Genomic DNA, 25,308 nt, shown 5'->3' on the forward strand with positions numbered 1-25,308 from the left:
GCCGAAGAGCCCGACCTTCCCCGATGCATCGGGCAAGGGTCGGGCTCTTCTCGCACCTGGACATATCGTCTAGATTGGACGGCGGTTTGGGAGGCAACGTTCGGGAAGGAGTCGTTGCCATGCACCATCTACACGTCGAACCACCTGACCTCGCCAAGAGCGTCGACCAGCTTCTGGCTGAACATTGCACCGGCCTGCTGTCGATGAAGGACGCGATAGCGATCCTGCGCAAGCGCACAGGGACGGAGCGCTCTGACGCCGATTTGGCCGGATTGATTACAAAGAAGGCAGCCTATCTCGGCGTCGCCGTCATCGCCGACGGGCACTGAGGAAAATCGCCGCCGAAGTTCGGCCCTCCATGTGTCGATGCGCAAGACGCGGCGCGAAAATTCGGCTAATGTTCGCGCCGGGGAACCGTCCCAACCAAATGGAGGCGACAAGTGACGGACGACAGGCACGAACGCATTCGCCAGCGCGCGCACGAGATCTGGGAACAGGCAGGCAGGCCGGAAGGCGCTCACATGGAGCATTGGGACCAGGCGGCAGCCGAGGTCGACGCCGAGATGAAACCGAAGGCGAAGAGTCCGAAGAAGGCGGTCGCCGCCAAGGTCGAAAAGCCGAAAGCGGCAAAGGCCAAGGCTCCCGCCAAGCCGAAAGCCAAGGCCTGATTTCCGGCGGCCATGCCGCCGCTAGCTCATTCCGACAACGGTCGAAGAGGACGTGGAGAGCCCGCGCCCGGAGTTTGGGCGCGTGAAGACGCTGGAACTTCCGCCGTTGAAGGTCGGGCGGGTTAATATTACCTTCCTCTAAAATTAGCTGTGCTTTAATAGATAAGCTTCGCGCGATCGCAAGTTGTTGAACAGATGGAGCCATCCACTGTGGCATCTCGGCAACACGCGCTCTTTTAGTCAAATAGCCCCAGTAAAAGTCGGTCTTCGGTCTGACTGCCCCGTTGACATCGGCACTCGTCCAATGTGCCTTTCGTGTTAAGGCTTTCTTAACGTCAAGCTTGGGGATTGGGTTATGCGGGGCATCGACCGTTTCATTTTATTTGCGTTTCTGGCTGCGGCAGGCGGCTTTGCGACACAGGCTTCAGCGGCGGTCGACTATGTGCGCGCTTGTGACGCCTTCGGCACGCAATACTATTACAGCCCAGGCACCAATACCTGCATCAACGCCAACACCGGCGAGACCCGGCTTGTGACGGATGATGACAAGGTGGTTGCAGGCAAGACCGCGCTGGCGAGCAAGGTCGACGACATCGATGGTCGGGTCCAGCGCGCCTTCGAAGGTGCCTCTGTGGCCTCGTCGCTCACCAGCCCGGACCTAGTGCAGGGCGAGCATTTCGGCGTGCGCGTCAACTGGGGCAATGCCGGCCAAGCCAACGCCATGGGCGTCACCGGCGCGGCGGTGCTGGGCGAGAGCTTCCTTCCCGGCGGCAGCGGACGGCTGACCGGCGCCGCGGGCGTAGCGTTCTCCGGTAAGACGGTCGGCGGCAATGCCGGCCTGCAGCTCACCTGGTAGCGTGGCCGGGGGCCAATCATGTTCAAATATCTTTTTGCGGCCGTCGCGGTAGCCTTGTGTGGCCTGTCCTTGCCTGCGGCAGCTGCGCAGCCGGTCGAATATGTCCGGGCATGCGACATGTACGGCACCAACTACTACTACAGCCCGGGCACCAACACCTGCATCAACGCCGACACGGGCATGACCAGGCGGCAGGTCGATGACGGCAATGGCGGCGAGATGACCGAGGTCGGCAAAACGGCTTTGGCTGCCCACGTCGACGACATCGATAACCGCATCACCCGGGCTTTCGAAAACGCCTCGATCTCGGCCGCGCTCGCCGCGCCCGATCTTGTCCAGGGCGAGCATTTCGGCCTTCGTATCAACTGGGGCAACGCCGGCGACGCCAACGCTTTCGGCATCACAGGTGCGGCGGTGCTGAGCGAGGGCTTCAACCATGGCGGCCGGCTGACCGGCACGCTCGGCATCGCCTTCGCCGGCAGCCAGGTCGGCGGCAATGCAGGGCTGCAGTTCAGCTGGTAGGCGAGGCCCGGACCGCTACCGCCGCCCTTGTTTTCCGGCGTATCGCGCGACCGCGCAAAGGAAGGCCAGCGCGGCTGTATCGCAGGCAGCCCGCGACGGCGACGGACCCTTGGCGAAAAGGACCGCATCGGCGATTGGGATCGTCAGGCCATGCCTCCTGGCGAATGAGGTGACTTCGTAGGGCTGATCGTCGAGCTTAATGCCGATGTCGATTTGCTGGTCCATCAAAACGAGTTCCTCCCTGGTATACGGCTTTACCCTCCTTCGCCTGAGAGGAATTAACCACCGGCCGCTCGCCTGCGTCCACCAATTGGCGATTGTGTGAAACGATGCATTTTTCGAGGGGTGGCCCAAGGGTTGCAGAGACCTGTCGGCGGCGGCCGTCCCGGGATGACGGCCGCACCGGAGAGGTGCTGTCCTGCCGCGTTCGGTCCTGTCTTTCTTTGCGGCGAAGAGCGGGCTTCCGGCGAAGAGCGGGGACAGGCGCCTCACTCCCACGCATCGCTCGACCTGGCAAACCGCACGCCGGCAGCGAGCATCGCGCTTTCGCATTCGCTGATCAGCCGGAGATTGCGCAAATACCGCGCCACCGTCTCCGGCAGCCAGGCGGCGCAGGCTTCGACATAGGCGCGGCCATGCACCAGCGTGCCGGTCGAAAGCCTGTCCTCCTTCTCGGCGACTACCTTCAGATATTGCCGGATGAAGCGGATGTCGTCGGCGATATCCTGGCTGGCCATGCGCCAGGCGCCGGCAAGGCGCTCGCGCTCGGCAAGCGGCAGTGGCGACAGCAAAGGGCGGGAGAGGTCGGCAAAAGCGGCGTGGTTCGCGGTGTCCAAGCAAATCCCCTCAAAGGAAGGGAAGTATCGTACTTTATGTACGAAACACAATCAAGCGAGATTCGTACAATTTGAACGATAGGAGTTGAAAGCAGTTATAAGAAGTCTGCGAAAATCTTGTAACGCAGCCATCTCCCCCTAGGGGGAGATGACACTTCCTGGCCTGATTGCGCGGCAAAAAAACCTCTTTCCCGCCGCTACAAACAGTGCTTTAACCCGACCATCCACAGGGGTGCTCCGTACGGTCGGGGCTGAGATGGGGGCGGCAAGCCTCCGGACCCTAAAGCTGATCTGGATAATACCAGCGGAGCGAGGCGGGCTATGTTTTCCGGCGCACAGATTTCCCTTTATCCCATGACCGACGATTTCGTCGGCGTCATCCTCGGCGCGCTCGGCGCGCTCGATCCTTACCGTGACAGGCTCAGGATCGAGACCGACGACATCTCGACGCTGCTGGTCGGGCGGCCCGAAGTCCTGTTTGCGGCCATGCGCGACCTGTTCGTGGCGGCGGCGGGAAGCGGCAAGCACTGCGTGCTGTCGGCCGCGGTCTCGCGCGGCTGTCCCGGCGAGCCGGACGATCCGATCTGCCGCTCCGACGAGATCGGCGGCCCGGCGATCCCACTTGACGAACGCAAGCTCGCCGCGCTCAGCGCAGTGAACGCGACGCCTTCGACCAACCAGCCGGTGGTGGCGCAATTCTCGCTCTACGTGATGGGCACCGGCGACCACATGGACGAGATCTACGGCTGCATCGATTTCCTGAAACAGTCCGGCGTCTTCGAGCGCTCGAAGAATTTCTGCACCAAGCTGCGCGGCGATGCCGGCGCGGTGTTCGCCACGCTCAACGAAGCCTTCTGCCGCTTCGGCCCCGGCGCGGGGCACGTGACGCTCGACATCACCATCTCGGCGAACAGCCCGACCGCGGTTTGAGCGCAAGTTCAAGCTGTCGAGGAGAGTGTCGTGGCTGTTTGGTTCGACCCATTGCGTGGGGGAGAGAATCCTACATCTGATCACATCCCGGAAGAGGGATGGGAATCGTCGGCCATTGGCGAAAGCGGGCGCGACAGCCAATCTCCCCCACAAGGGGGGAGATCAGCCGTCGCGTCGGCCTTCGCCAAAGCCGCGCCCGCCGCCCTGGCTTTCATCTTGCTGCTCCTCGCCTGGGAGCTCTACGCCCGCCTCGGCGGCGTCGCTCCCTCCGTGCTGCCGGCGCCGTCCCGCGTGCTGGCGCAGGCATGGGAGAACCGCGCGGCACTGGCCGAAAACACGCTCCCCACCATCCGAGCCACGCTGGCCGGCTTCGCCTGTTCGTTGCTTGCCGCCTTCATCCTCTCCGCGCTGGTCGACTTCCTGCCGCGCTTGCGCCGCGCGCTGTTCCCGCTGCTGATTGCCAGCCAGACCTTGCCGCTGGTGGCGATCGCGCCGCTGGTGGTGCTGTGGTTCGGCTTCGGGCTCTTGCCAAAAATCCTGCTTGTCGCCTTGGTCACTTTCTTCCCGATGATGGTGGCGCTGGTCGAGGGCTATGCGTCGACCGAAAAAGAGATTGCCCAGATGCTCGCCGCCATGGGAGCGGGGCGCTGGCGCATTTTCTGGGCCGCGCGGCTGCCTTCGGCGCTGCCCTATTTCTTCGCCGGTCTGCGCATCTCCATCACCTATGCGGTGGTCGGCGCGATCTTCGCCGAATATGCCGGTGCCGCGAAGGGGCTGGGCATCTACATGCTCAGCGCCAAGAACAATTTTCGGCCCGACCTGGTGCTTGCCGCGGTCGCCGTCAGCTCGGTTCTGACGCTGGCGCTGTTCGGCCTGGCGGTGCTCGTCCAGCGGCTCGCCATGCCCTGGGAAAATGCAGGGAGCGAGACGGCAGGGAGCGAAGGCAAGTCCGATCCTGACGCAGGGGGCCGGCCATGACCCGGCTCGAGCTCCGCGATGTCCGCAAAAGCTTCGGCGCGCTCGAGGTTCTGGCAGGCGTTTCGCTCGATGTCGGCGCGGGCGAGTTCGTCTCGATCCTCGGGCCTTCCGGCGCCGGCAAATCGACGCTGTTCCAACTGCTCACCGGCGCGCTCAAGGGCGAGGGCTCGATGCGCTTCGACGGCGCGCCGCTCGATGGCGCCCGCTTCGCCTTCATGCCGCAGCGCGACGCGCTGATGCCGTGGCGGCGCGTCATCGACAACGCGACGCTGGCCCTGGAAGTGCAGGGCATGAAGCGCCGGGCGGCGCGTGAGCGCGTGGCGCCGTTGTTCGCCGAGTTCGGCCTCGCCGGCTTCGAGCGCGCCTGGCCGGCCGAGCTTTCCGGCGGCATGCGCCAGCGCGCCGCACTTCTGCGCACCGTGGTGCAGCAGCGCGAGATGCTGCTGCTCGACGAGCCGTTCGGCGCGCTCGATGCGCTCACCCGCGCGGCCATGCAGCGCTGGCTCGAAGGCATGTGGCAGAGCCATCGCTGGACGGCGCTGCTGATCACCCATGACGTGCGCGAGGCGGTGCTTCTGTCCGACCGCATCTATGTGCTTTCGGCGCGCCCCGCGCGCGTGGTCCGCGAAGTGGCGGTGCCGCTGCCGCGCCCGCGCACCGAAAGCGCGGCGCTCGCCCGCGAGGCGGCCGCGATCGAGGCCGGCATCCTCGACACGCTGCTTGGGCAGCCGCCGATCCGAGTTCCCGATCATCCGATGGAGAATTGAAATGACTGACCTGACCCGCCGCCAGGCGCTATTCCTGGCCGCCGGCCTGCCATTTGCCGGGGCCATCACATGTGCCGGGGCCACCACTAGTGCCCGGGCCGCCGCGCAGAAAATCACCGTCGCGCTGGACTGGACCGCCAACACCAACCATGTCGGCCTTTTCGTCGCCCGCGACAAAGGCTTTTACCGCGACGCGGGTTTGGAGGTTGAAATCCTGCCCTATGGCGACACCGGATCGGGCACGCTGGTCGCCAACCGTGTCGCCGATTTCGGCATTTCCGGTTCGCTCGGCCTATTCACGCAAAAGAGCGCCGGTGCCGACTTGAAGGCCGTCTACGCCGTCGTCCAGTCCGAGACCGGCCGTGTCGTCTTCAACGCCGACCGCGCCGCGATCAAGAGCCCCAGGAATCTCGACGGCCTGACCTATGGCGGGTTCGGCAGCGCCTGGGAGAACGCGCTGATATCGACCATCATCCGCCATGACGGCGGCAAGGGCGATTTTTCGACCGTGACGCTCGGCACCTCGGCCTATGAGGCGCTGGCCAACGGCGCGGTCGATTTCACGCTCGAGGTCTCGACCTGGGAAGGCGTCGAGGCCGAGCTGAAGGGCCTCAAGCAGCGCAGCTTCCGCTATGCCGATTACGGCGTGCCGGACGAGCACACCACGCTGATAGTTTCCAGCAACGCCTTCCTCGCCACCAATCCGAAGATGGCCGCGGCCTTCGTCCAGGCGACGAGGGCTGGTTATGCGTTCGCCGTGGATCATGCACAGGAAGCCGGCGACCTGCTGATCGCCGCCAACAAGGACACGCTGACCAACCCGGCGCTGGTGCACGCCTCGCTGAAGGCGCTGAACGACGGGCATTTTTTGAAAAGCGCGCAAGGCGCCATCGGCACGATGGACAAGGCCAAGATGGAGGCCATGGGCGGGTATCTGCTTGCTTCCGGGATATTGCTCGACGGCAATGGCAAGGTGCTGAAGGAGAAGCCGGATTTGGGGGCGTATTACACGAATGAGTTTTTGGGGTAGGACAAGACGAAGGGAGCCATAGGTCGAACGCATTGGGCCTCCCCAGATCAGCTGTCCGCCTTCTTGCGGCCGAACAGCCTTCTCAGCCAGACCAGTGGCAGCAACAGCAGGAAGGCGCCTTTCTTCAGCACCAGCAGCGCGAGCGCGATAAGGCCGGCGCCGGCGGCCTTGCCGTATTTGACGCCGAGCATTGTCGCCAGGACGCCCAGCGCGCCATATCCAGCCACCTTGTCGCCGCTGGAGAATTCGAAATAGGAACTGCCGGCCTTCGACTTGTAGGCGTCGGCCGATGCCTCGACGATTTTCTGCACGGCATCGCCTGTGATGTTGCCGTTCACCGGCACGATCTTGACCGGGACATAGCCCTGCCGGTCGAAGATCGAGACCGAGATGTTGATGGTCCTATCGCCGGCCCAGTTCAGGATGTTGGCGTAGTAGAGGATGTTCTTGGCCTTGTCGATTTGCGGATAAACCAGCCAGCCGTCGAAGCGGATGTCCTGGCCCAGCCGTTCCGACTGCGCCTTCACCGAGTCCTTGAAGCTCTCCTCGAGGGAACTGATTTCTTCGTTGCGATCTGCGCTGTCCCAGTCCGCCAGGCTGACATAGCCGTCCGACACCGGCTTTTCGACGGTGAGGTTGTCGATCTCCGGCGTGAAGCCGAAGATCAACTGGTCGATCGAGCCGCACTGGTCACGGTCCCAGCCGAACTCCTTCACCACCAGGTTGCAGCGGTCCTCCGGCTTCAGGTAGATGGCGCCGCCACCAGCCGGAGTGATTGTGCCTCTGGCGGCGCTCAGAGGCTGGGTAAAATTTTGCGGATGATAGTCCGTGTCCTCGGCATGCACGATGGCCGGCTGCGCCAGAAAGCAGGCATGCGCCACCATGATGAAAATCAGGTTTTCCCTGACTGATTTGTTCATGACCCCCTCCCGCTAACGGGACCCCAACCTCACGCACCCGTGATCTAAAAGGATTTCGACAACAAGTACAAGACGGAAAGGTTCTTTTTTTGTTCTTCGCCAAGACCGTTACACTATTGCGACGCTCTAAGCCTCACATATCGATCATCGACCGCTTCACCCGTCCGATGATGGTGATCGCGCCTTCCAGCTCCGGCGGGGGAATATCCAGATACGACGCTGGCTGGAAAGGCGGGGTGTCGTTCGGCCGCCAGCGCTTGTAGGTGGCGCGGCCGGTTTCGTCGGAGATCACGTAGCAGCCATTGGTCACCAGCCGCTTGTCGCGCAGGTTGACGAAGATGATCGAATCCGGCGGCGAGATCTTGTTCATCGACGGCCCGTCGACGCGCAGCGCGATCCATTCGCCTTCCTCGAGGTCGGCGGTGGGGATCGTCGGATAGTCGGAGAGGTTGACGACGCTGTCCTGGCTGCCGAGCTCGCCGGCGCTGATCCACGACACGATCGGCACGTCGATGGTGACGGGCGAGGGGGCAAGGTGCACCGCGCTGGCCTCGGCGCCGTCGACCCCCAAACCACCATTGAACAAGAGCCAGCCGGGGTCGACCCCGAACAGCCGGCCGTATTTCTCCGCCGCCTTGCGCGACAGCGGCCGGTTGCCGTTCTCGTGACTGATCAGTGTGTTCTTGTTGATGTCGCGCAAGGCGCGGGCCGCATCGCTGGGCGAGGCATAGCCGGCCTGGGCGCGCGCCTGCTGCAATCTGTGCCGAGAATCCATCATCGTACAAAATGCCTGAAATTTATCGTCCAAAGTGTACGATTTTGCTTGCGCGCCATTCGTACATAACGTACGCTTAGCGCATGAATGAACATCCCGCAAGCATTTCCGCATTGCCCGTGATTCCGGCGCTGAACGCGCTGCCCCCATCTTTCCATTTTGAGTCACCTGTCGAATTCCAATCGTCCGGACTGTCCTCCTCCCCGGTCCGGGCGCATTCCGGGGCGCTTGCCCCGGATCCGGTCGAACCGCCCGCACCCCGGTTCACCGGAACGGCCGGAGCCGCTCCTCCCCCGGCTCCGGCCCCCAATTCGGGCACAAGCTGCATCCGCACCGAGGACGGCACCGTCATCCTGTTCGACCGGATGACGGGCCGGGCGGTGTCGGGCCTGACGCGCGCGGCGGCTGAAGCCAGGCTTCGCGAACTGGCCAGACTTCGCGAACTGGAATGGGCCGCGCGCCCCGCCTGATCCCAACCCTTTTCCGAACCCGACCGACGGCCTCGCGGCCGAACCCTGGCGCTCGGCCCGAGCCCTTCGCAAGCCGAACCCAAGCCCTAGCAATCAACGGAACGAGAAGATGGCAGCCGCCTACACCGAGAAGGAAATCGACGAGATCGCCGCCTGGCTTAAGGAGGGGCTTTCGGCCTCGCGCATCGCCGGCCGCTTCAGCGCGCTGCGCGGCAGCACGGTCTCGCGCAACGCCATCATCGGCATCGTCCACCGCAACGCCGGCCTTCGCGCCATCGGCTTCGCCAACCCCAAGGGCGGCCGCGCCGGCGGCCGGCCGAGGAAGAACGCGCGGCTACAGGCGCAAGGCAGCCGGCGGGGCAGGGCGGCCGTTGGAGGTGCCACGCTATCGGAACCGGCCGCTCTTTCCCGATACGCCGAACTGGTAGAGGGCGCCGGCGCCGAAGCTGCCAATCTCACCCCCAATCTTACATCGGCAAGAGGGGAAGATGTCCGATCCACCCTCCGCAGCAGCGGCGTAGCGGCAGCGAAGGACGGGCAGGACAAAGGGGGGCGCGGTCCCGCCGACGTGTCCGCTTGTGGGATCGCCACGCAAGCAGACTGCATCCCCACCCCCAGGCTGAAGAAACCCAAGCCCCGCAAAACCGCGCGCACTTTGCCACCGGCCTGGCTCGCGCCGGGCACCCGCGAGAAATCAGAAGCGCACCTCTACAAGCTCCCCGCGCCGCCACCCCCGGTAGCGCCCGGCCGCCAGCCGCATGTCGCGGCGATGCGTTTCCTCAATTGCCTGTTCGGCCGCTGCCGCGCGCCGATCGATCTCGCGCTGCGCGAGGATGCAGAGGACGATCCCGTGGGCGCTCGGCCCGGCCCCGACATGCTCTGCTGCGGCCTGCGTACGACAGGCACGCGCTCCTATTGCGCGCATCACCATGCAAGGTTTCACGGCCATCGCGGGAGGGGGACGTGAGAGGCGGGGCGATGAAGGCACCATCGCTGGAGCTGCCAATCTCCCCCCTTGCGGGGGAGATGTCCGGTCCACCCTCCGAAGCTGCAGCGCAGCTGCTGCGAAGGACGGGCAGGCCAGAGGGGGGCGCGAAGGAACGCAGCCTCCCTGTTAGCTACCACCCCACACCCAAGGACCAGCCCATGCCCCGCAAACCAACCAAAAAACCCCAACCCCCCAAACTCCCCAAGGGCGAGGCAGAGCAGGTGCGCATCCGCCGCGAGGTCGGCCATGATTTTGCGTTGAAGCAGGACGCTTTCGGCCGCCAGCGGCTCACCCCCGGCACGGCGGAGGCGCAGCGCGTCTACGAGGTGTCGAACGGCGGCTATACCTCCACCGGCGGTGTCGTGCGCCTGCGCAATGTCGATCCGCTCAACGGCATCACCTCGCTCAGCCGCCAGCAGCGCGAGGCCGGACAGCGCTTCCGCGACGATTTCGAGCGCAGCCAGCGCGAGGGCCTGCAGCCGCAATCCTGGAGCGAGCGCATCGACAGCGGCCGGATTGGCGGCATCCCCGACCGCGTGCTGTCAGCCGGCCGGGCGCATGCCCACGCCGCCGCCGCCCTTGCCCATTGGGAAGTGGCGGAAGTGGTGCGCAAGACCTGCCTCGAAGGTCAGTCGGTGAAGGCCATCGCCGAACGCACCGGCGACGGGCGGGATGTGGTGGTGAAGATGTTGAAGGTGGGGCTCGACCTGCTGGCGGTGCATTACGGCATGATGGGCAGGCGGGCGGGGTGAGGGGATCGCCGCGGCGAAACAAGCGCTTAGGGCAGTGAAGTGATTCACGATGCGAGGTGGCTGGCGTGAACTTTGCGGAGGCTTGGCGCTGCCCCTCATCCGCCCTTCGGGCACCTTCTCCCCGTAAACGGGGCGAAGGAAGAGGCGCGGCGCCGGCGGCAGCCTCTTTCGCCCCGTTTACGGGGAGAAATGCCCGGCAGGGCAATGAGGGGCGGTGCCAACCGAACGCTTCTCAGGCTCCAGTCTTGTCCGCCTTCGTTGGCCCTTCGCCACCCTCCGGCGCCCTCTCCCACCCAAACACACTCCGTCCGCCCAGCAGATGCGACTGGTCCATTTCCCCCGCCACGATCTCCTTCAAGCTCGGCCCCGTCACATACCGCTCCATCCGGCGTGACTCCCCGTCCAGCCGCCGCAACGCCTGCAACTCCTCGTCCCGCCCGAGCTTGGCCTTGCCCACCGCCGATTTCAGCACCGAGATCGTCTCGTCATAAACCTTCAGCGGCACGGGGAAGGGGTGGCGGTCCTTGCCGCCGTGGGCGAGTGAGAAGCGCGCCGGGTCGGAGAAGCGGTAGGGTGCGCCGTGCACCACTTCCGAGACCATCGCTAAAGCCCGTACCGTGCGCGGGCCGACGCCGGGGACCAGGAGCAGCTCGGGGAAATCCTTCGGACCACTCTCGATGGCCGACGCGATGTTGCCGTGCAGGCGGCGCATGACGATGTCGCTTTCGCGCACGTCGTGATGTGCGGGCATGACGAGGTTGGGCAACAGTGGCTGCGCGGCGGGTTCCGGCTCGGGCCGTGGCTCCAGCACGGCAAGCTCGGCCAGGATCTTTTCCGGGCTCATCGTCTTCAAGAGCTCGATCTGGCCGCCGCGCGCCTTCTCGGCGCGACGGTCGGTGAGGTTGACGATCTCGCCCTGGCGCTCGCCCTCGATCGCCGCATGCGGCTGGTCGACGAAGCTGGTCAGCCCTTCCGACAGCCAGTGGTAGCGGCGCGCCTGGCGGGCATCGCCGTTCATGCCTTGCTGCACCACCACCCAGCGCCCGTCATCGGTGACGATGAAGCCGTGCAGGTAAAGGTCGTAGCCGTCCTGCACGGCCGCGCTGTCCACCTTGGCGACGAGCCGGCTGGCGGTGGCGAGCGCCTCGCCGTCCAGGCCGACGCGCTCGCCGATGGCGATCAGCTCGCCCGGCGTCTTGCGCGAATGCGCGCCGCGCCCGCCGCAGACATGGATGCCGAGCTCGCTCGCCATCGGATTCAGCCCGCGCTTCAGCGCGCCGATGACGGAGGTGGTGATGCCGGAGGAATGCCAGTCCATGCCCATCACGGCGCCGAAGGACTGGAACCAGAAGGGATGCGCCAGGCGCCGCAAGAGCTCGTCGCGGCCGTAATGGTGGATGACGGCCTCGCACAGCACCGCGCCGAGCTTCGTCATGCGATCGCCCAGCCATTTCGGGACCCGCCCGCCATGCAGCGGCAGGTCGGCGCTGCCGCTTCGCTGCGTCACCTTTGTTCTCCTCGGAGCCGGCGACTTAGATGGCATTTTGGCGGGGATTTGCAAGCGTGGAAGGAGCGGGCATGCGCTGTTGCTTCGTCATTCCAGGGCGGAGGAAGGAGCGAAGCGACGCGCGCAGACCTTAGCCATACGGCGACGTGTCACCGTCCACTTTGCCAACCCCGCCCTGCTGCGCGCTCCTGCCCGGCGGTAGATATGGCTACTCGCAGACACGCACCTCCCGCATGAACCGGTGGTCACGACTGTGGTGCCCCACCGTTTCGATCCGGCAATGGCGGGCGTGGCGCACGACATGATAGCGGACCGGCGGGGCGACGTAGCCGCCGTCGTAGTCGTCTTCTTCACCGGGGGCATAGTTGAGATAAGGGCCGCCCCAATAGGAGCCGTAGATCGGAACGGAGCCGTAACTGTCGTAAAAGTCGCCGAACGGGCCGTAGTCGAAATAACTGCCGCCGAGGAATACATTGCCTGCATCCGCCGGCGTGACGATGGCCGCTGCCGAGGCTAGGGCGAGCACCGAGGCAAACAGGAATTTCCGCATGGCAACCTCCTGAGGTTCTCCATGATAACGCGCGGCACGCCGAAGGGTCTCGCCGCCCTCGCAGGATCATCAGGATTTGAAGGGTCCGTGAGCGTCCGCAGCTGCCGGCTGCATTGCGGACGATCGCGCGAGGCGGCCAAAAGCCGTCCCACGCGACTTATCCAGGCTCGCTTAGTAGCGGTTGTAGCCGTGACCGCAGATCCGCACTTCTTCCACCACGCGATGGTGGTGGCGCCAATGGCTCACCAGTTCGGTGCGGCAATGACGCCGGTGATGATAGCGCACCACATAACCGTCATTGTCGTAATCGTCATTGTAGACGTGCCGGTAGTAGCGGTGCGGGTAGTACCCGCCATAGTCGTCGTAGTAGGGATCATAGGACGGACCGATGCCGATACCGAGCTGCACGCTGCCGGCGCTGGCCGGCGCGATCGCAAACGCCGAGGCGATGGCGATCATCGAAGCAAGCAGAAGCTTTTTCATCGCTGCCTCCTTTAGATAGACGCCCCTTCGAGTAATAAACGGTTTCGGGCGGCCGGTGTTCCCCGGAATCGCGAGGGCGCGGCGCCCTATCTTCCCCCTCTTGGGGCAAAGTGAAGGGAAAGGCCCGGCCCACTCGAGGACAAGCCTGCTCGCAAACGCAGGAAAATGCTTCTCCCCGCAAGGCCCACAAGGAGGAGACAGACGCCGCCGTCGCCATACCGCCACCTGCTGTCGCGGCGTCGCGCGTGCACGCCGGCGCCAGTCGTTATTCATCTCCCAGCCAAACCCGCGAACTTAGGAGCCTTCGATGACCAAGCAGACCATCCTCAAATTCGGCGCCATCGACCATGCCGAGGCCGGCGACCTGCCGGGCTGGGTCGTCGTCGAGGGCAGGCCGACGATGCAGACGGCCGTACAGCACACCACCGAGGACGGCAAGGTGATGTCCGGCACCTGGCGGGCTTCGCCCGGCACCTATCACGCCACCTACACCGACTATGAATTCGTCCACATGATCGCCGGCCGCATCGTCATCACGCCCGACGGCGGCGAGCCGGTCGAGGCCGGCCCCGGCGACGCCTTCGTGGTCGAGGCCGATTTCAAGGGCACCTGGAAGATCCTCGAGCCGGTGACCAAGCATTTCGTTGTTGTGGTGGGGTAAAGGGGCGCCGTCGCAGGAACTGCTGATCTCCCCCCTCGTGGGGGAATGCCCGGCAGGGCAGAGGGGTCGCTGCGCGTGAAGTGCCGACGCCTTCCGAGGAGCCTCCGAAGAGAGAAGACGTCGGCACTCTTTGCGCGGCGCCCCCGCTGGCCGCTTCACCGCCCCACCTTCGAAATCACTCTTTTCTCCACATCCGGCTCCAGCGATTCCGCGAAGGGCGTGGCCATGTGGTGCTGGTCGCGGAAGGCGAGCTTGCCGTCGATGAAGACGTGGCAGGTGGTGGCGCTGCAGAAGCGGTCGGTGAGGTCGACATAGCTCGCGTTGGGGATGCTGGTCACGATCTCGCGTTCCACCGCCGCCATCCGGTCGTTGGCGGCATAGGCCCGCGTCTGGTCGCAGCTTGAGGGCGTTTGGTCCCGCCAGAGCGCCCGCGCCACGCAGGTGTCGACATTCGCGTTGTTGAACGGCACGTCGCGGATGAAGGCGACCTTGAGGCCGGCTTTGCTGAGGCTGGTGAGCGTGGAGCGCAGGCCGGCCCGCCAGGCGGCGTCCTGGCTGTCCGTGTCGCCGCCGCGGCCCGCCATCTTGCGCCCGCTGGTCAGCGCCAGCTCCGAGATGACCACCAGCGCCGGACGCGCCTTGATGATCTCGGCGATCGCCTGCTCGCGCCAGCGGTCGCATTCCAGGTAGGCGCGCTTGAGCTCGGACGACCAGACGCTGATTCGCGAGGCGCGGCAGGAGTTCTTCAGCCAGGTCACCACCCGGTAGCCGTTTTTCCGGCCCGCCTCGATCAGCGGCGTCGACCAGTGGTCGGCGTGGGAGTCGCCGAACAGAGCGATGATGCGCCGTCCCTCGCCGAACACGCAGGGTTTCGGCGTCACCGTCTCATAGTCCAGCACGCAGCCCGCTTTGGCGCGGGCCGTGGAAGGTTCGGCGGCACTTGCCGCAATGATGCGCTGTTGCGGATCGAGGTCGCGCACGGCGAGCCTGGCATTGCCATAGGCGGCTGCGACGCCGGTGCCGGTCAGGAGGAGGGCCGGCACCAGCGCCCGCGCCGCATTGGCCATCAGCCAGCCGTTGCGACGGATAGGGTTCTCGATGAGGTGATAGCTGAAAGTTGAGAGCGCCAGCGTCAGCGCAAGGCACAGCAGCCGCTCGGCCGGCGTCAGCTCCGGCGCCAGCATGCCGGCATAGACGATCACCGGCCAATGCCAGAGATAGAGCGAATAGGAGAGCCTGCCGATCCACTGCAACGGCGGCAGCGCCAGGGCGGCGTTCACGCAATTCCCTCCGGAATTGCGCGGACGAGGAGTGCCGTCCCTGGCGCCGGCCGCTCCCGCCTTGAGCAGAAGGACTGTACCGGCCACCGGCAGAAGCGCCAGAAAGCCGGGGAAGGGAGCGTCCTCGCTGAAGGTGAGATAAGCGACCCCGATCATCGCCAGGCCGGCCAGGCTCAACGCCCGCCCCAGCTGCGGGCGCTCCTGCAACAGCCTTGCCGGCGCCATCGATGCGAGGCCGCCGGCGGCAAATTCCCACGCGCGCAGCGGCGAAAAATAGAAGGCCCAGGGCTGCGAGACGCTCGTCAGCCAGGCACAGAGGATGAAGGAGGCGAGGCCGGCAATGCCGATCGCAAGCATGATGGCGCGCTTGCCGGGCTTAAGAGCAATTCCAGGAAAAGTGTGAAACGGTTGGGCTCGGCGGCTTCGCCGTAGCCTTCCGTCCGGAATTGCGTCAGAACGAAAAGCTGGAGCGGTTCGCCGTTTCCGTGAAAGGGTGAACCGCTCCAGCCAGGCGGCCAGCATCAGCAGCGCTGGCCAGGCGAGATAGAATTGCTCCTCGACCGACAGCGACCAGTAATGGATGAACGGGTTGCTTGCCGCGTCATTGGCGAAATAGTCGAACGACCAGCGGATCAGCCACAAATTGATCATATAGGCCGAGGCGAACATGGCGCCCTTGGAATAGAGCGCCTGCTCCTCCGGCGACAGGAGGACCGCGCCGGCGGCAAGCGTCGCGGCGATGACGAAAAGTGCGGCCGGCAGCAACCGCCGCGCGCGCCGGGCATAGAAGCGCAAAAGGTCGAGCCGGCCGGTGTCGGAGATCTCGGCGACCAGATGGCGGGTGATCAGATAGCCCGAGATGACGAAGAAGATGTCGACCCCGGCAAAGCCGCCGGGCAGCGCGGTCAGGCCGAAATGGTAGGCGACGACACCCGCCACGGCCAGCGCCCGCAACCCTTCGATGTCGGGCCGGAAATCCCGCGCTGATGCTGACACGAATACGAACCTCGCACTGTTCGTTCGTATCCCGCCTGAGGCAGAGGTTCGGCCCTACGGGCTGATATCGCAATGCAACAAATCTAACGCAGTGCAACATAATGGGAGGGCTCTTCCTTCTCCCCGTTCACGGGGAGAAGGTGCCCGAAGGGCGGATGAGGGGCAGCGCCATGCCTGTGTGGCGAGGCTCCGTTGCTGTCGTTCACGATTGACGCTCGAAATCTTGCCAGCGTCGCGCTGCCCCTCATCTGGCTGCTGGCTGCCGCCATCTTCTCCTTGTGAACGGGGAGAGGGGACGCTGCCGCTCCGGCTTTCGCCAATCGCCCTTCGGTCAACGCCTCGGCCTCGATTTCGACCGGGAGGGGCAGGGCCTCGGCCCCTCATCACGCCTTCTTCAAAAACTCCGTCTTCAGCACCAGGCCCTTCACCTGCTTGGTGTTGCATTCGATCTCGCCGGGATTGCCGTTGAGGCGGATGTTCTTCACCAGCGTGCCGCGCTTGATCGTTTCGGACGTGCCCTTGACCTTGAGGTCCTTGATCAGGGTCACGGAGTCGCCATCCTTCAGCGGCGTGCCGTTGCTGTCTCTTATGTCCGTCATGGGTGGGTCTTTCATCGGGTGGATAGCCTGCGTCCGCCTATCGCGCCGACGCCGGCGTGGTCAAGCCAATCACGTCTTAATCGTCACCTCGGCCTCGATCTCGACCGGGAAATTCAGCGGCAACGCAGCGACGCCGATGGCCGTGCGGGCGTGGCGGCCGATCTCCGGCCCGAAGATTTCGAGGATGAGCTCCGAAAAGCCGTTCATCACCGCCGGCGTCTCGGTGAAGCGCAATGCCGAATTGACCATGCCGTGCACGCGGCACCAGCCGGTGATCCGGTCGAGGCTGCCGAGCTCGCGTTTCAGGCTGCCGAGCATCGACAGTCCGACCTTGCGGGCCGACGCCCGCGCCTCGTCCAGCGACACGCTCTCGCCGACCGCGCCGAACGGAGCGGCAAGCGAGCCATCCGGCTCCTGCGGTCCATGGCCCGAAATATAGGCGCGGTCGCCGCGCACATTCACCCAGGGAAAGGGCAGCACCATGCCCGGCGGGAGCTTCAGCGGCGGCGGCAGGACGATGCCGAGCGCGGCAAGCTTTTCGTCGGCACCCGGCATGGCATGGCCTCCCTCGGAGTTCGTCGTACAGCGCCATCGAGCGCCGTGGCGGAGCTTTCCGGTTCGGCGACCTTTCGTCAAGAATGACTTGGGCTCGAAGAACTTGGGTTCGAAGAAAATGGCTGGGCCTGAAGAGCTGGGTCCGAAAAGACTCGGCGCGAAAACTTGGCCCGCGCGGGCCGCAGCCTTGCGATCCGCGCGGGCAGGCGCCGGCCCCCGCCGCCGGCGCCAAGCCCCGGCCCTCAGGCTGGCCGGGTGGCTCTTTGGTTCGGCCGTCCGGGCGCTGCCTTTTCTTCGCCGATCCCGAATGGCGGACCGCTATGGGTCCCCGGAATGGCCACCTTTGCCTGACGCGGTTCCGGACCAAAACCGCCGAACACGGTTCCTGGAATTGCTCTAGAAGTGCAAGTCCAGCGGCTGCGGATAGGCCTGGCCGGCATCGGCCGGCGTCATCGTGACCGCGAGAGGCAGGACGCCGCCGGTGGCAGTCTGGTCGAGCAGCGGCTTGCTCTTTTCGGTCTTGGCCACCTTGCTGTCGCTTTCCGGAATTTTCGTCTTGGCCCCTGCGGCTTGCGTCAGTGCAAGCGACAGCAGAAGTGCCGATAGCGTCGATAGGATGATCTTCATAACGGGTTCCCTTCTTGGTTCCGTGGCCTCCTCATTGCTTGAAGCCAGCTGCGTCGAGCAGGGCGACCTGCTTGCCGTCGATGTAGAAGCGTATCGCGTGCGCGTCGTTGTCGACGTCGATGCGCGTGGGCTGCACGGCGGGCGCCGCGGGCGCCGCTCTGGCGTATTTCGACGGAAATTCTCCCGCGGGCGCGTACACGAACATCAGCCCCAGCGCGATGCATCCAGCGGTAAACAAGACAAAGGTGAGTGTCGAAGAGGTGGTCGAGGTCATCTGATCGTTCCCTTCCTGATGAGGTGGCTTTACGGTTCGGTTGTTCCCGGCTCTGCGAGCCGGGTTTCGCCGTTGCTCGAAAATCGAGCGTGTCACTGCTCTACGAAGGAAGGGGATGACGTACTCAAGCCTACATTCAGCGCGTTTTTCATGATGGTCTGCCCCTAGCCCGCGGCCAGCTTAGCGTCGGCAGCCGGATGGCAAAGGCCAGCAATGTGGAAGGGCGTGGAATTCTCTGGAATTCCAGGGATATCGGCCCGTGGAAGGTTGGAACGCCGGACGTATGGCGGCGACGAAAGTCCGGCGCGAACCATGGCCGCGATACGTATCATCCCGAGTCGACGCCGTGCCGGCGGGCAGCCGCAGCCGGTCATGGGCAGACCGGATTCCACGGGAGGGCATGGGTTCCGAGGGGCGGTTCGATGGCACAACATATCGCGCAGAAACTGCGGCTGACATCGGCCTTGCTCGGCACTGTGACCCGCAAGGATCTCGCGGCGGCGTTCCGCGCCGTCAATCCCAGGACCGCATTCGACCTCGGCCGCGCCGACAAATGGCTGCAGGGCCGGGCTCAGCCGCGCGAACTCAGCGTCTATGAGGACTGGGCAAAGCTGTTGCGGCTGGAGCAGCCCGGCAAGTGGATCGCCGAAAGCGACCTGCCAAGCTTCACCGCCGCCGTCTGCGCCCGTCACGGCCTCGACAAGGTCGATCTCGAACGCCACGCCGCGCAGCAGTTCGAGACAGCCTCCTCGCATGACGACCGGGCTCACAGCGTCGCGCTCATCGGAAGCTATGCCTGCTATTCGCGCGCCTGGTCGCCCTACTATCGCGGCCAACTGATCAAGGGCAGCCTGTCGATCGAGGGTGGGCCGGGCGTACATGGTCTCACCGCCCGCTACAGCGAGGCGCTGCCGACCGGCAAGCTTGTGCTTGGCGGTCCCGTCTCGCCGGCAAAGCGCGGCCTTTATATCCATGTCCGGGAAGTCGGCGGCGATGCCCAGTTCTTCCTCAGCCTGTTCCCGCGGTCGCAACCGGGCAGCGTGCTTGGCGGCTACATGTGCGGCACCGCCGTCATCGGCCCGGAGGCGCAGCCCTCGCTGACCAGGATCCTCATCGTGCGCCTGCGCGATCCGGCGCCCGCCGCAGCCGCAGCCGCATGGAGCGGGTACCTGCTGCCCGACCAGTCGATAACAGCGGATCTGGCAACGCTGGGGGTCTCCATCGAACAGCCGGAGCAGGTTGACCGGCAGCTCTCGCGATTCCTCTTTGGAGGCAGCGACGGCGGCGTCCACCAGGCCTCACCGACGGAGTTCCGCGCCATCCTCGACGTGTTCGACCGCCATTGGCTGCAGCACGCGGGTTAACCCGCGTCGTAAAGTTCTGTCGGGGACGGCGCCAGATGTTGCCGGCCAGCCACAGCCCGCGCTCTTTCGGTGGCGGCCAGCTCTCGTTGCGCCTCGATGGCGCAAAAAGGGGCTACATGCGGAACGGGATGGAATTCTCTGGAATTCCTGGAATATTAGCCAATAGAAATAAAGGTACGGGGTGAGGAGCCTGCGACATGCTCGCTTGCTCAGATTGCAGCGCACAGTGAGCTGCGGGGAGCGTGAAAGCATGATCTTCGCTCGAACAAGAAGCCAATCCCGATTCCATCGGGATGAAACAGGTCAAGCCGGATGGCACTGAACATCGCGCAGAAGTTACGACTGACCTCGGTCGTGCTGGGAACCGCCAGCCGCAAGGATCTGGCGGCGGCGTTCCGCGCGGTCAATCCAAAGACGGCTTTCGATGTCGGGCGCGCCGACAAATGGCTGCAGGGGCGCGCGCAGCCTCGCGAGCACAGCGTCTACGACGATTGGGCGAAAGTGCTGCGCCTGGAGCAGCCCGGCGCCTGGATCGCCGAGAGCGATCTGCAGAGCTTCGCAGCCGCCATCGCGGCCCGCCACGGCATCGGCGTGGCGGAGCTCGAACGCCGCGCCCACGCGCAGTCCGCTGCCTCGCCCGGGCATGACGACAAAGGCATCGGACTGGCGCTCGCCGGGACCTATGCCTGGTACTCTCGCGCCTGGTCGCCCTATTATCGCGGCCAGCTCATCAGGGGCCGCCTGGCGATCGAGGCGGGGCCGGGTGCGCATGCCTTCACCGCCATATATCGCGAGACATTGCCGAGCGGGCAGTTGCAGTTCTCCGGACCGGTCACGCCAGCAAAGCGCAGTCTCTATCTGCATCTGAAGGAGGTGGGCGGCGAGGCGCAGTCCTTCCTTTGCCTGTTCCCGCATACGCAGCCGGTGAGTGTGCTCGGCGGCTATATGGTCGGCACCGCCATCTTCGCCCCGGAAGCGCAGCCCTCGCTCACCAGGATCCTGTTGGTGCGCCTGCGCGATGCGCCCGCCGCCGAACAATGGGGCGGGCCCCTGCCGCTCGGCATCTCGATCGCCGCCGACCTGGCAAGTCTCGGCATCGTCATGGAGCACCCGGAAGCAATCGACCGCCAGCTCGGCCAATTCCTCAGCGCCGACAGCGACGGCGGCGTCAACCAGATCCCCCCGTCCGAATACCGTGCCATCCTCGACGTGTTCGACCGCCATTGGCTGCAGCACGCGGGTTGATCTGCGGCTGCCGTCCACTCGATCGGCTTTAAGCAAGCTGTAAAGCTGAAAGCCGGACCGGCCAGGAGCGGGCGGTACACTGCGCAGGTGCCCGCCCGTCCGGCGCCGCCGCCAAGCTGCTGAAACCCCGTCCGTCCCCAACAGCAACGGTCATGGCGTGACCAGTGGTTGCGGAGTGCCATTGGCGTGGTTTCCTGTCAACGCCGCCTGCGGGTTGCCCGGAGGCGCCCAATTGGCCGCCTTTTCGTGCCCGCCGCGCGCTTTTCAACCAGGCCGAAGTCGTGGCGAAAGATCGCGAAATGGCGGAATTCCGGCCTTTCCGATGTCTCGAACGCTCCGCCGGACATATATGCGTATCTGCTTGAATAGGCTGCTTTTTCGCCGGCCGACATCTCTCTTCCCCCGACTTTTTTTGGGCGTATTTCGGCATGCAGCATTGGCGCCCCGGCAACAGTCGATTGCCTCTTTAAGCGGCGCCGGACGCTTCTGTGAGCAGTTTCATGATGTTCTCATCAAAGACGTGATAGAATGCATTAAAGGGGGAAGTTGCGATGGCCAATCTGTTGTTCGAGGTTCTTGCCAGACGGCGATCATGGCTGGATCGGGTCGCATTGGGGTTGCTTGTCTTCCTGGCGACACTGGTCGCCGCGCTGATGGGTGGCGCCAGCACCTAGAGCAGACTTTCGTCCGCAATTGCCACAGAGCAAAAGCGGTCTCCTATTTCCTTTGCCCGATCGCCTTGAATTCGAACGTCGCTGGCCGCAGCCTTGCCGGCCGCGGCCGCTCGGTGAGGTCGATCACCCGGACCCACCTGGCGGCGCCGGCGCGCAAGGTCACCTTCAGGCCAAGTGCCTTCTCGGCCGCCTCGAAAGGCGTCTTTGCTTCGACCGAATGGACCGCGACTACGGTTTCGCCGTCTATTTCCTCGACGCGATAGATTTTCATGCGCGCCTCCCGGAGCGCTCCGCCGTTTCGTTTCTCGCGTGGAGGCCTTTATATTAGAAATCCGGAATGTGTAGCAAGATTGCCAGCCGCAAATACCGTGATCGGCAAGGCCGGACGGCGGCTCAGTCCTGCAAAATGGAGGGCGCGCTGTAGCCGCGCAGGCCGGTTCCGTTGCAGGCCTTGCAGGAAACCCGTTGACCCGGGCAATTGTCGCGCAACGCCCCAGGGGGACAGCAAGCGCCGTTCGACGCCACCTGCTTTTCACACTCGAACACCTTGCCGGCACCCAGGCACCGGGGGCAGGTGAATTTCCTGAATTCGCTCAAGCGAGCCCTCCGGCTGTTTCACAGGCGCCCGGCAACGCGCTGACCATGCCGCTTGTTCCATGACGGACGCGGTTTGTGTGCGATGGTATATGTTAGTGATACCTAATATTCTAGGGATACCGCCTGCAACGCGCGGTTGGTTCCGCGCTGAGTGGCGGCATGGGCCTTGGGTTCCTCCCCGGTTCAAGGGGACGAGGAAGCCCCACACACCTCTCTCACCAGCCCGCGCAGCCAGCGATGCGCCGGATCGGCATCGAGCCTCGGGTGCCACAGGAGCGAGATCGTCAGCGCGGCGAGCTTCACCGGCAGCGGGAAGGTAAGCAGGCCTTCGCGCAGCGTGCCGGTATAACGCTCCGGCACGGTGGCGATGAGGTCGGAGCCGCGCGCCAGCGCCAGCGCCTCGGCAAAGCCACCGACCACGGTCGCGACCTTCCGCGTCAGCCCGACGAGCTCCAGCGCGTCATCCACCGGGCCGCGGTCGAGACCGCGGCGCGAGATCAAGATGTGGCGGCCGGCGGCGAAGCGGGCGGCGGTGATGCGGCCTTCGCTCAAGGGATGGCCGGCCCGCACGACGCCGACGAAGCGGTCGCGAAACAGCGCCTGCGTTCGTACCTCCGGCCCGGTCGAGCCGCCGACCACGCCGGTCTCGAAATCGACCGCGCCCTCGCGCATCGGGCCGCTGTCCTTGTCGGGCTTGGGCACGAAGCGCAATTGTACGCCCGGTGCTTGCTCAGCTACGCGGGCAAGCAGCGCCGGGCCGAAATTCTCGACGAAACCGTCGCTGTTGCGCAGGGTGAAGCTGCGCGTGAGCCGTGCGAGCTCGAGCCGCTCGGCGGGCCGCAGCAGCGCTTGCGCCTCCTTCACCAGCCGGCCGACCTCAGCGCCGAGCTCGACGGCGCGCGGTGTCGGCACCAGGCCGCGCCCGGCGCGCACCAGAAGCGGATCGCCGGTCGTCTCGCGCAGCCTCGCCAGCGCCCGGCTCATCGCCGAGGGGCTGAGCTTCAGGCGCCGCGCGGCCTTGGCGACGCTGCCTTCGGCAAGCAGCACGTCCAGCGTGACGAGCAGGTTGAGATCGGGTCGCGGCATGGCGTGACCATAGCACGGATACGTCGAAGAGATATGGCGTTTCATGCACGAGTAATGTGCAAATGCTGCGCCTTCCGCCATCTCAATCACACGCTTATCTTCCCCGGAAAATCAGTCGACGGAGAAGAAATCATGGCCGACATCGCTGAAACCCGCGCCGCGCCCGCACGCCATTCGACGGCGGGCGCGCTGGCCAGCCTGTCTCTGGCCATGCTCATCTCCTCGCTCAGCACCAGCGTCGCCAATGTCGCGCTGCCGACGCTGAGCGTGGCCTTCGCCGCGTCCTTTCCGGCAGTGCAATGGGTGGTGCTTGCCTATCTGCTGGCCATCACGACGCTGATCGTCAGCGTCGGGCGTCTCGGCGATCTCGTTGGCCGGCGGCTCTTGCTGATCGCTGGCCTCGCGCTGTTCAGCGCCGCCTCGCTGGCCGCGGCCTTGGCCCCGACGCTGGCGCTGCTGATCGCGGCGCGCGCCGTGCAAGGCCTGGGCGCGGCGGTGATGATGGCGCTGACGATAGCCTTCGTCGGCGAGACGGTGCCGAAAGAGCGTACCGGCAGCGCCATGGGCCTGCTCGGCACCATGTCGGCGATCGGCACGGCGCTCGGACCCTCGCTCGGCGGCCTGCTGATCGCCGTTCTCGGCTGGCGCTCGATCTTCCTCGTCAGCGCCGCGCTCGGCGTCGTCGCGGTGCTTGCAGCCTGGCGCTTCCTGCCGGGTGACCAAGCGGCGAGCATCGTCCGCCCAGCGGCGAGCATCGTCCGCCAAGCGGCGAGCATCGTCCGCACGCCGGGCGGCGCCAAGCGCGAGGCGAGCGCAGGCGCGCGCTTCGATACGCTGGGCACGCTGCTGCTCGCCGCCACGCTCGCCGCCTATGCGCTGGCCATGACCATGGGGCGCGGCCACTTCGGCGGCCTCAACGTGGCGTTGCTCGGCATGGCCGTGGCCGGCGCGGCGCTGTTCGTCGTCGTGGAGGCCAAGGTGGCGTCGCCCCTGGTCAAGCTCGCGCTGTTGCGCGACCCGGTGCTGGCGCCGAGCCTCGCCATGAACGTGCTGGTCTCGACGGTGATGATGGCCACGCTGGTCGTCGGTCCGTTCTTCCTGTCGCGCGCGCTGGGCCTGGGCGAAGCGGCGACCGGGGCGGTGCTGTCGATCGGGCCCGTGGTCTCGGCGTTCTGCGGCGTCATTGCCGGTCGCGCCGTCGACCGCCTCGGCGCTGCGGCGATGGTCGTCGCCGGCCTGGTGCTGATGGTCGCCGGCTGCGCCGCGCTTGGCCTTCTGCCGGGCCTCTTCGGCGTCGCCGGCTACGCGGCGGCGATCATCCTGCTGACGCCGGGCTACCAACTCTTCCAGGCCGCCAACAACACCGCCGTCATGGCCGATGTCGACAGCAGCGAGCGCGGCGTGGTGTCGGGCATGCTCAGCCTGTCGCGCAATCTCGGCCTCGTCACCGGCACGGCGGTGATGGGCGCGGTGTTCGCCTTCGCAGTGGGGTCGAGCGATGTCGCCGGCGCGGCGGCCGAGGCCGTCGCGCAGGGCATGCGCTTCACTTTCGGCATAGCGGCGGGGTTGGTGCTGGTGGCAGTTCTGTTGGCCGTCCTCAGCCTGCCGGCAAAGCGCCCCGCATAGCACTTCCGCGATCGCGTAATTTCGCCGCCGCCCGCAAAGCTTAGTCTTTGTCTGGCGGCGGTGTCCATTCCGCCTTCGGCCGGTGCCTCAGCTACCCCACGAACCCCCACCCACTGTGGCACCGGCCTCACCCATTCCGTTCTTCCTTGGTCGGCCAAGCTTCTCCTGCCGCGATCCCGCGCCAGGACGCAAAACCAGGCCGGAACCAAAGCGGCAGGCGACGGTTTACCCGGCGAAGGGATAATGCAGGAATTAGGAATAGGGCAATGAAAACAGTGCTTCTTGCTGCCTTGGCGCTCTGCGTCGCCGCACCCGCCGTCGCTTCCGCGGCCGAGGCCGATGTCGTCATCAGGACGCACCACAGGCATTATTACCACCACCGTCCCGCCGTCATTATCAACGAGGAAGGCCATCGCCTGCACCACCGCCATCACGGCACGGTCGCCTTCTACGACAACGGCGAGCGCGCCTGGCGCTATCGCCATCACCGCCGTCCGGACACCGTGATCGTCACGGGTTCGATCGGGCACCGGCACCATCATCGTCCAGTCATTATCGAGGGTGGCTCCGACTACTGATGTCCACGGCTCGGCTCGTGCGGAATGAAGCACGAGCCGGGCGCGTTCTGTCTCCATAATTTCCTACACAAGCTGGTTTCCTACGCCGCGCTTTTCCGCGCGCCGGCCTGAACC

The 25,308-nt window shown here is 65.3% G+C and carries 32 protein-coding genes and 1 riboswitch; of the genes, 17 read left to right on the forward strand and 15 right to left on the reverse strand.

Annotated features, from left to right (window positions below; genetic code table 11):
- The first annotated feature begins 119 nt into the window (after positions 1-119).
- The 4 genes from AC0L2L_RS14615 to AC0L2L_RS14630 all read left to right on the forward strand — a co-directional run bounded on the left by AC0L2L_RS14615 (position 120) and on the right by AC0L2L_RS14630 (position 2,046).
- Positions 120-329, forward strand: a complete 210-nt coding sequence (locus AC0L2L_RS14615) for a hypothetical protein (protein ID WP_473579281.1) — start codon at positions 120-122, stop codon at positions 327-329.
- Positions 330-440: 111 nt separating this feature from the next.
- Positions 441-668, forward strand: a complete 228-nt coding sequence (locus AC0L2L_RS14620) for a DUF2934 domain-containing protein (protein ID WP_473579282.1) — start codon at positions 441-443, stop codon at positions 666-668.
- Between the two features lie 355 nt (positions 669-1,023).
- Positions 1,024-1,524 (forward strand): porin, encoded by a 501-nt coding sequence (locus AC0L2L_RS14625; protein WP_027165812.1) that lies wholly within the window; start codon positions 1,024-1,026, stop codon positions 1,522-1,524.
- 18 nt (positions 1,525-1,542) lie between these two features.
- Complete coding sequence (locus AC0L2L_RS14630; RefSeq protein ID WP_473579283.1) at positions 1,543-2,046, forward strand: porin; 504 nt, start codon at positions 1,543-1,545, stop codon at positions 2,044-2,046.
- Positions 2,047-2,061: 15 nt separating this feature from the next.
- Here the strand turns inward: AC0L2L_RS14630 and AC0L2L_RS14635 are convergent, their stop codons facing one another.
- Together AC0L2L_RS14635 and AC0L2L_RS14640 are read right to left on the reverse strand one after the other, a co-directional pair.
- Positions 2,062-2,271 (reverse strand): hypothetical protein, encoded by a 210-nt coding sequence (locus AC0L2L_RS14635; RefSeq protein ID WP_473579284.1) that lies wholly within the window; start codon positions 2,269-2,271, stop codon positions 2,062-2,064.
- A gap of 263 nt (positions 2,272-2,534) precedes the next feature.
- Entirely contained in the window at positions 2,535-2,882 is a 348-nt protein-coding gene (locus AC0L2L_RS14640) for a hypothetical protein (RefSeq protein ID WP_473579285.1), read from the reverse strand.
- Positions 2,883-3,100: 218 nt separating this feature from the next.
- Positions 3,101-3,213, forward strand: a riboswitch (TPP riboswitch).
- Between AC0L2L_RS14640 and AC0L2L_RS14645 the strand changes: the two genes are divergently transcribed.
- The 4 genes from AC0L2L_RS14645 (at position 3,204) to AC0L2L_RS14660 (ending at position 6,587) form a co-directional block, all read left to right on the forward strand.
- The gene (locus AC0L2L_RS14645; protein ID WP_473579286.1) at positions 3,204-3,812 is read left to right on the forward strand and encodes a YkoF family thiamine/hydroxymethylpyrimidine-binding protein; all 609 of its coding nucleotides are present in this window, start codon (positions 3,204-3,206) and stop codon (positions 3,810-3,812) included. Its footprint overlaps the riboswitch before it by 10 nt.
- A gap of 114 nt (positions 3,813-3,926) precedes the next feature.
- Entirely contained in the window at positions 3,927-4,790 is an 864-nt protein-coding gene (locus AC0L2L_RS14650) for an ABC transporter permease (protein ID WP_473579473.1), read from the forward strand.
- Positions 4,787-5,557, forward strand: coding sequence for an ABC transporter ATP-binding protein (locus AC0L2L_RS14655; RefSeq protein WP_473579287.1), 771 nt, complete (start codon positions 4,787-4,789; stop codon positions 5,555-5,557). Before AC0L2L_RS14650 ends, AC0L2L_RS14655 begins: the two co-directional genes overlap by 4 nt.
- Before the next feature lies 1 nt (position 5,558).
- Entirely contained in the window at positions 5,559-6,587 is a 1,029-nt protein-coding gene (locus AC0L2L_RS14660; protein WP_473579288.1) for an ABC transporter substrate-binding protein, read from the forward strand.
- Between the two features lie 47 nt (positions 6,588-6,634).
- Here AC0L2L_RS14660 and AC0L2L_RS14665 read toward each other — a convergent pair whose 3' ends face one another.
- Together AC0L2L_RS14665 and AC0L2L_RS14670 are read right to left on the reverse strand one after the other, a co-directional pair.
- Positions 6,635-7,507 carry a DUF2167 domain-containing protein gene (locus AC0L2L_RS14665; protein WP_473579289.1) on the reverse strand — a complete coding sequence of 291 codons (873 nt, stop codon included), beginning with the start codon at positions 7,505-7,507 and terminating at the stop codon, positions 6,635-6,637.
- A gap of 133 nt (positions 7,508-7,640) precedes the next feature.
- Entirely contained in the window at positions 7,641-8,285 is a 645-nt protein-coding gene (locus tag AC0L2L_RS14670; protein WP_473579290.1) for a LexA family transcriptional regulator, read from the reverse strand.
- Positions 8,286-8,365: 80 nt separating this feature from the next.
- Here AC0L2L_RS14670 and AC0L2L_RS14675 point away from each other — a divergent pair, with 80 nt between their 5' ends.
- The 3 genes from AC0L2L_RS14675 to AC0L2L_RS14685 all read left to right on the forward strand — a co-directional run bounded on the left by AC0L2L_RS14675 (position 8,366) and on the right by AC0L2L_RS14685 (position 10,492).
- Positions 8,366-8,752 (forward strand): hypothetical protein, encoded by a 387-nt coding sequence (locus AC0L2L_RS14675; RefSeq protein WP_473579291.1) that lies wholly within the window; start codon positions 8,366-8,368, stop codon positions 8,750-8,752.
- Positions 8,753-8,861: 109 nt separating this feature from the next.
- Positions 8,862-9,719, forward strand: a complete 858-nt coding sequence (locus tag AC0L2L_RS14680; RefSeq protein ID WP_473579292.1) for a GcrA cell cycle regulator — start codon at positions 8,862-8,864, stop codon at positions 9,717-9,719.
- Between the two features lie 179 nt (positions 9,720-9,898).
- Positions 9,899-10,492, forward strand: a complete 594-nt coding sequence (locus AC0L2L_RS14685) for a DUF6456 domain-containing protein (RefSeq protein ID WP_473579293.1) — start codon at positions 9,899-9,901, stop codon at positions 10,490-10,492.
- Positions 10,493-10,724: 232 nt separating this feature from the next.
- Here the strand turns inward: AC0L2L_RS14685 and AC0L2L_RS14690 are convergent, their stop codons facing one another.
- The 3 genes from AC0L2L_RS14690 to AC0L2L_RS14700 all read right to left on the reverse strand — a co-directional run bounded on the left by AC0L2L_RS14690 (position 10,725) and on the right by AC0L2L_RS14700 (position 13,032).
- On the reverse strand, positions 10,725-11,999 hold the full coding sequence (locus AC0L2L_RS14690; protein ID WP_473579294.1) for a DUF763 domain-containing protein: 1,275 nt from the start codon (positions 11,997-11,999) through the stop codon (positions 10,725-10,727).
- Between the two features lie 208 nt (positions 12,000-12,207).
- On the reverse strand, positions 12,208-12,549 hold the full coding sequence (locus AC0L2L_RS14695) for a hypothetical protein (RefSeq protein ID WP_473579295.1): 342 nt from the start codon (positions 12,547-12,549) through the stop codon (positions 12,208-12,210).
- Positions 12,550-12,720: 171 nt separating this feature from the next.
- Positions 12,721-13,032, reverse strand: a complete 312-nt coding sequence (locus tag AC0L2L_RS14700) for a hypothetical protein (RefSeq protein WP_473579296.1) — start codon at positions 13,030-13,032, stop codon at positions 12,721-12,723.
- Positions 13,033-13,339: 307 nt separating this feature from the next.
- On the opposite strand from AC0L2L_RS14700, the gene AC0L2L_RS14705 reads away from it, so the two are divergent.
- Entirely contained in the window at positions 13,340-13,693 is a 354-nt protein-coding gene (locus AC0L2L_RS14705) for a cupin domain-containing protein (RefSeq protein ID WP_473579297.1), read from the forward strand.
- A gap of 155 nt (positions 13,694-13,848) precedes the next feature.
- Here AC0L2L_RS14705 and AC0L2L_RS14710 read toward each other — a convergent pair whose 3' ends face one another.
- The 5 genes from AC0L2L_RS14710 to AC0L2L_RS14730 all read right to left on the reverse strand — a co-directional run bounded on the left by AC0L2L_RS14710 (position 13,849) and on the right by AC0L2L_RS14730 (position 18,024).
- The gene (locus AC0L2L_RS14710; protein WP_473579298.1) at positions 13,849-15,969 is read right to left on the reverse strand and encodes an acyltransferase family protein; all 2,121 of its coding nucleotides are present in this window, start codon (positions 15,967-15,969) and stop codon (positions 13,849-13,851) included.
- Positions 15,970-16,352: 383 nt separating this feature from the next.
- Positions 16,353-16,568 (reverse strand): alkylphosphonate utilization protein, encoded by a 216-nt coding sequence (locus AC0L2L_RS14715; RefSeq protein WP_473579299.1) that lies wholly within the window; start codon positions 16,566-16,568, stop codon positions 16,353-16,355.
- A 69-nt stretch (positions 16,569-16,637) separates the two neighbouring features.
- Complete coding sequence (locus AC0L2L_RS14720; protein WP_473579300.1) at positions 16,638-17,123, reverse strand: RidA family protein; 486 nt, start codon at positions 17,121-17,123, stop codon at positions 16,638-16,640.
- Between the two features lie 396 nt (positions 17,124-17,519).
- A complete protein-coding gene (locus tag AC0L2L_RS14725; protein ID WP_473579301.1) occupies positions 17,520-17,750 on the reverse strand; it encodes a hypothetical protein in 231 nt (76 codons plus the stop codon).
- 31 nt (positions 17,751-17,781) lie between these two features.
- Complete coding sequence (locus tag AC0L2L_RS14730) at positions 17,782-18,024, reverse strand: hypothetical protein (protein ID WP_473579302.1); 243 nt, start codon at positions 18,022-18,024, stop codon at positions 17,782-17,784.
- Positions 18,025-18,446: 422 nt separating this feature from the next.
- On the opposite strand from AC0L2L_RS14730, the gene AC0L2L_RS14735 reads away from it, so the two are divergent.
- The 3 genes from AC0L2L_RS14735 (at position 18,447) to AC0L2L_RS14745 (ending at position 21,307) form a co-directional block, all read left to right on the forward strand.
- Positions 18,447-19,388, forward strand: coding sequence for a hypothetical protein (locus tag AC0L2L_RS14735; protein WP_473579303.1), 942 nt, complete (start codon positions 18,447-18,449; stop codon positions 19,386-19,388).
- A 312-nt stretch (positions 19,389-19,700) separates the two neighbouring features.
- Positions 19,701-20,633 carry a hypothetical protein gene (locus AC0L2L_RS14740; protein ID WP_473579304.1) on the forward strand — a complete coding sequence of 311 codons (933 nt, stop codon included), beginning with the start codon at positions 19,701-19,703 and terminating at the stop codon, positions 20,631-20,633.
- Positions 20,634-21,184: 551 nt separating this feature from the next.
- Complete coding sequence (locus AC0L2L_RS14745) at positions 21,185-21,307, forward strand: hypothetical protein (protein ID WP_473579305.1); 123 nt, start codon at positions 21,185-21,187, stop codon at positions 21,305-21,307.
- Positions 21,308-21,350: 43 nt separating this feature from the next.
- On the opposite strand, the gene AC0L2L_RS14750 is transcribed toward AC0L2L_RS14745, so the two are convergent.
- The 3 genes from AC0L2L_RS14750 to AC0L2L_RS14760 form a co-directional block, all read right to left on the reverse strand.
- Positions 21,351-21,578 (reverse strand): hypothetical protein, encoded by a 228-nt coding sequence (locus AC0L2L_RS14750; protein WP_473579306.1) that lies wholly within the window; start codon positions 21,576-21,578, stop codon positions 21,351-21,353.
- A gap of 122 nt (positions 21,579-21,700) precedes the next feature.
- Positions 21,701-21,904, reverse strand: a complete 204-nt coding sequence (locus AC0L2L_RS14755; RefSeq protein WP_473579307.1) for a hypothetical protein — start codon at positions 21,902-21,904, stop codon at positions 21,701-21,703.
- Between the two features lie 183 nt (positions 21,905-22,087).
- The gene (locus AC0L2L_RS14760; protein ID WP_473579308.1) at positions 22,088-22,990 is read right to left on the reverse strand and encodes a LysR family transcriptional regulator; all 903 of its coding nucleotides are present in this window, start codon (positions 22,988-22,990) and stop codon (positions 22,088-22,090) included.
- A 132-nt stretch (positions 22,991-23,122) separates the two neighbouring features.
- Here AC0L2L_RS14760 and AC0L2L_RS14765 point away from each other — a divergent pair, with 132 nt between their 5' ends.
- Both AC0L2L_RS14765 and AC0L2L_RS14770 read left to right on the forward strand, forming a co-directional pair.
- Positions 23,123-24,616: an MFS transporter gene (locus AC0L2L_RS14765; RefSeq protein ID WP_473579309.1), complete on the forward strand. Its 1,494-nt coding sequence runs from the start codon at positions 23,123-23,125 to the stop codon at positions 24,614-24,616.
- A 266-nt stretch (positions 24,617-24,882) separates the two neighbouring features.
- Positions 24,883-25,194 carry a hypothetical protein gene (locus AC0L2L_RS14770; protein ID WP_473579310.1) on the forward strand — a complete coding sequence of 104 codons (312 nt, stop codon included), beginning with the start codon at positions 24,883-24,885 and terminating at the stop codon, positions 25,192-25,194.
- Positions 25,195-25,308 lie beyond the last annotated feature (114 nt).

The organism is Mesorhizobium sp. WSM4832 (genome assembly GCF_055811115.1).

Bases quoted from the DNA above. Each gene is read 5' to 3' on its own strand.
- AC0L2L_RS14680 (WP_473579292.1), top strand. From the start codon at position 8,862: ATGGCAGCCGCCTACACCGAGAAGGAAATCGACGAGATCGCCGCCTGG.
- AC0L2L_RS14725 (WP_473579301.1), bottom strand. From the start codon at position 17,750: ATGAAGATCATCCTATCGACGCTATCGGCACTTCTGCTGTCGCTTGCA.
- AC0L2L_RS14720 (WP_473579300.1), bottom strand. From the start codon at position 17,123: ATGCCGGGTGCCGACGAAAAGCTTGCCGCGCTCGGCATCGTCCTGCCG.
- AC0L2L_RS14695 (WP_473579295.1), bottom strand. From the start codon at position 12,549: ATGCGGAAATTCCTGTTTGCCTCGGTGCTCGCCCTAGCCTCGGCAGCG.
- AC0L2L_RS14675 (WP_473579291.1), top strand. From the start codon at position 8,366: ATGAATGAACATCCCGCAAGCATTTCCGCATTGCCCGTGATTCCGGCG.
- AC0L2L_RS14685 (WP_473579293.1), top strand. From the start codon at position 9,899: ATGCCCCGCAAACCAACCAAAAAACCCCAACCCCCCAAACTCCCCAAG.
- AC0L2L_RS14615 (WP_473579281.1), top strand. From the start codon at position 120: ATGCACCATCTACACGTCGAACCACCTGACCTCGCCAAGAGCGTCGAC.
- AC0L2L_RS14670 (WP_473579290.1), bottom strand. From the start codon at position 8,285: ATGATGGATTCTCGGCACAGATTGCAGCAGGCGCGCGCCCAGGCCGGC.
- AC0L2L_RS14645 (WP_473579286.1), top strand. From the start codon at position 3,204: ATGTTTTCCGGCGCACAGATTTCCCTTTATCCCATGACCGACGATTTC.
- AC0L2L_RS14660 (WP_473579288.1), top strand. From the start codon at position 5,559: ATGACTGACCTGACCCGCCGCCAGGCGCTATTCCTGGCCGCCGGCCTG.
- AC0L2L_RS14745 (WP_473579305.1), top strand. From the start codon at position 21,185: ATGGCCAATCTGTTGTTCGAGGTTCTTGCCAGACGGCGATCATGGCTG.
- AC0L2L_RS14705 (WP_473579297.1), top strand. From the start codon at position 13,340: ATGACCAAGCAGACCATCCTCAAATTCGGCGCCATCGACCATGCCGAG.
- AC0L2L_RS14750 (WP_473579306.1), bottom strand. From the start codon at position 21,578: ATGAAAATCTATCGCGTCGAGGAAATAGACGGCGAAACCGTAGTCGCG.
- AC0L2L_RS14665 (WP_473579289.1), bottom strand. From the start codon at position 7,507: ATGAACAAATCAGTCAGGGAAAACCTGATTTTCATCATGGTGGCGCAT.
- AC0L2L_RS14655 (WP_473579287.1), top strand. From the start codon at position 4,787: ATGACCCGGCTCGAGCTCCGCGATGTCCGCAAAAGCTTCGGCGCGCTC.
- AC0L2L_RS14630 (WP_473579283.1), top strand. From the start codon at position 1,543: ATGTTCAAATATCTTTTTGCGGCCGTCGCGGTAGCCTTGTGTGGCCTG.
- AC0L2L_RS14635 (WP_473579284.1), bottom strand. From the start codon at position 2,271: ATGGACCAGCAAATCGACATCGGCATTAAGCTCGACGATCAGCCCTAC.
- AC0L2L_RS14700 (WP_473579296.1), bottom strand. From the start codon at position 13,032: ATGAAAAAGCTTCTGCTTGCTTCGATGATCGCCATCGCCTCGGCGTTT.
- AC0L2L_RS14730 (WP_473579302.1), bottom strand. From the start codon at position 18,024: ATGACCTCGACCACCTCTTCGACACTCACCTTTGTCTTGTTTACCGCT.
- AC0L2L_RS14625 (WP_027165812.1), top strand. From the start codon at position 1,024: ATGCGGGGCATCGACCGTTTCATTTTATTTGCGTTTCTGGCTGCGGCA.
- AC0L2L_RS14735 (WP_473579303.1), top strand. From the start codon at position 18,447: ATGGCACAACATATCGCGCAGAAACTGCGGCTGACATCGGCCTTGCTC.
- AC0L2L_RS14770 (WP_473579310.1), top strand. From the start codon at position 24,883: ATGAAAACAGTGCTTCTTGCTGCCTTGGCGCTCTGCGTCGCCGCACCC.
- AC0L2L_RS14765 (WP_473579309.1), top strand. From the start codon at position 23,123: ATGGCCGACATCGCTGAAACCCGCGCCGCGCCCGCACGCCATTCGACG.
- AC0L2L_RS14740 (WP_473579304.1), top strand. From the start codon at position 19,701: ATGGCACTGAACATCGCGCAGAAGTTACGACTGACCTCGGTCGTGCTG.
- AC0L2L_RS14760 (WP_473579308.1), bottom strand. From the start codon at position 22,990: ATGCCGCGACCCGATCTCAACCTGCTCGTCACGCTGGACGTGCTGCTT.
- AC0L2L_RS14715 (WP_473579299.1), bottom strand. From the start codon at position 16,568: ATGACGGACATAAGAGACAGCAACGGCACGCCGCTGAAGGATGGCGAC.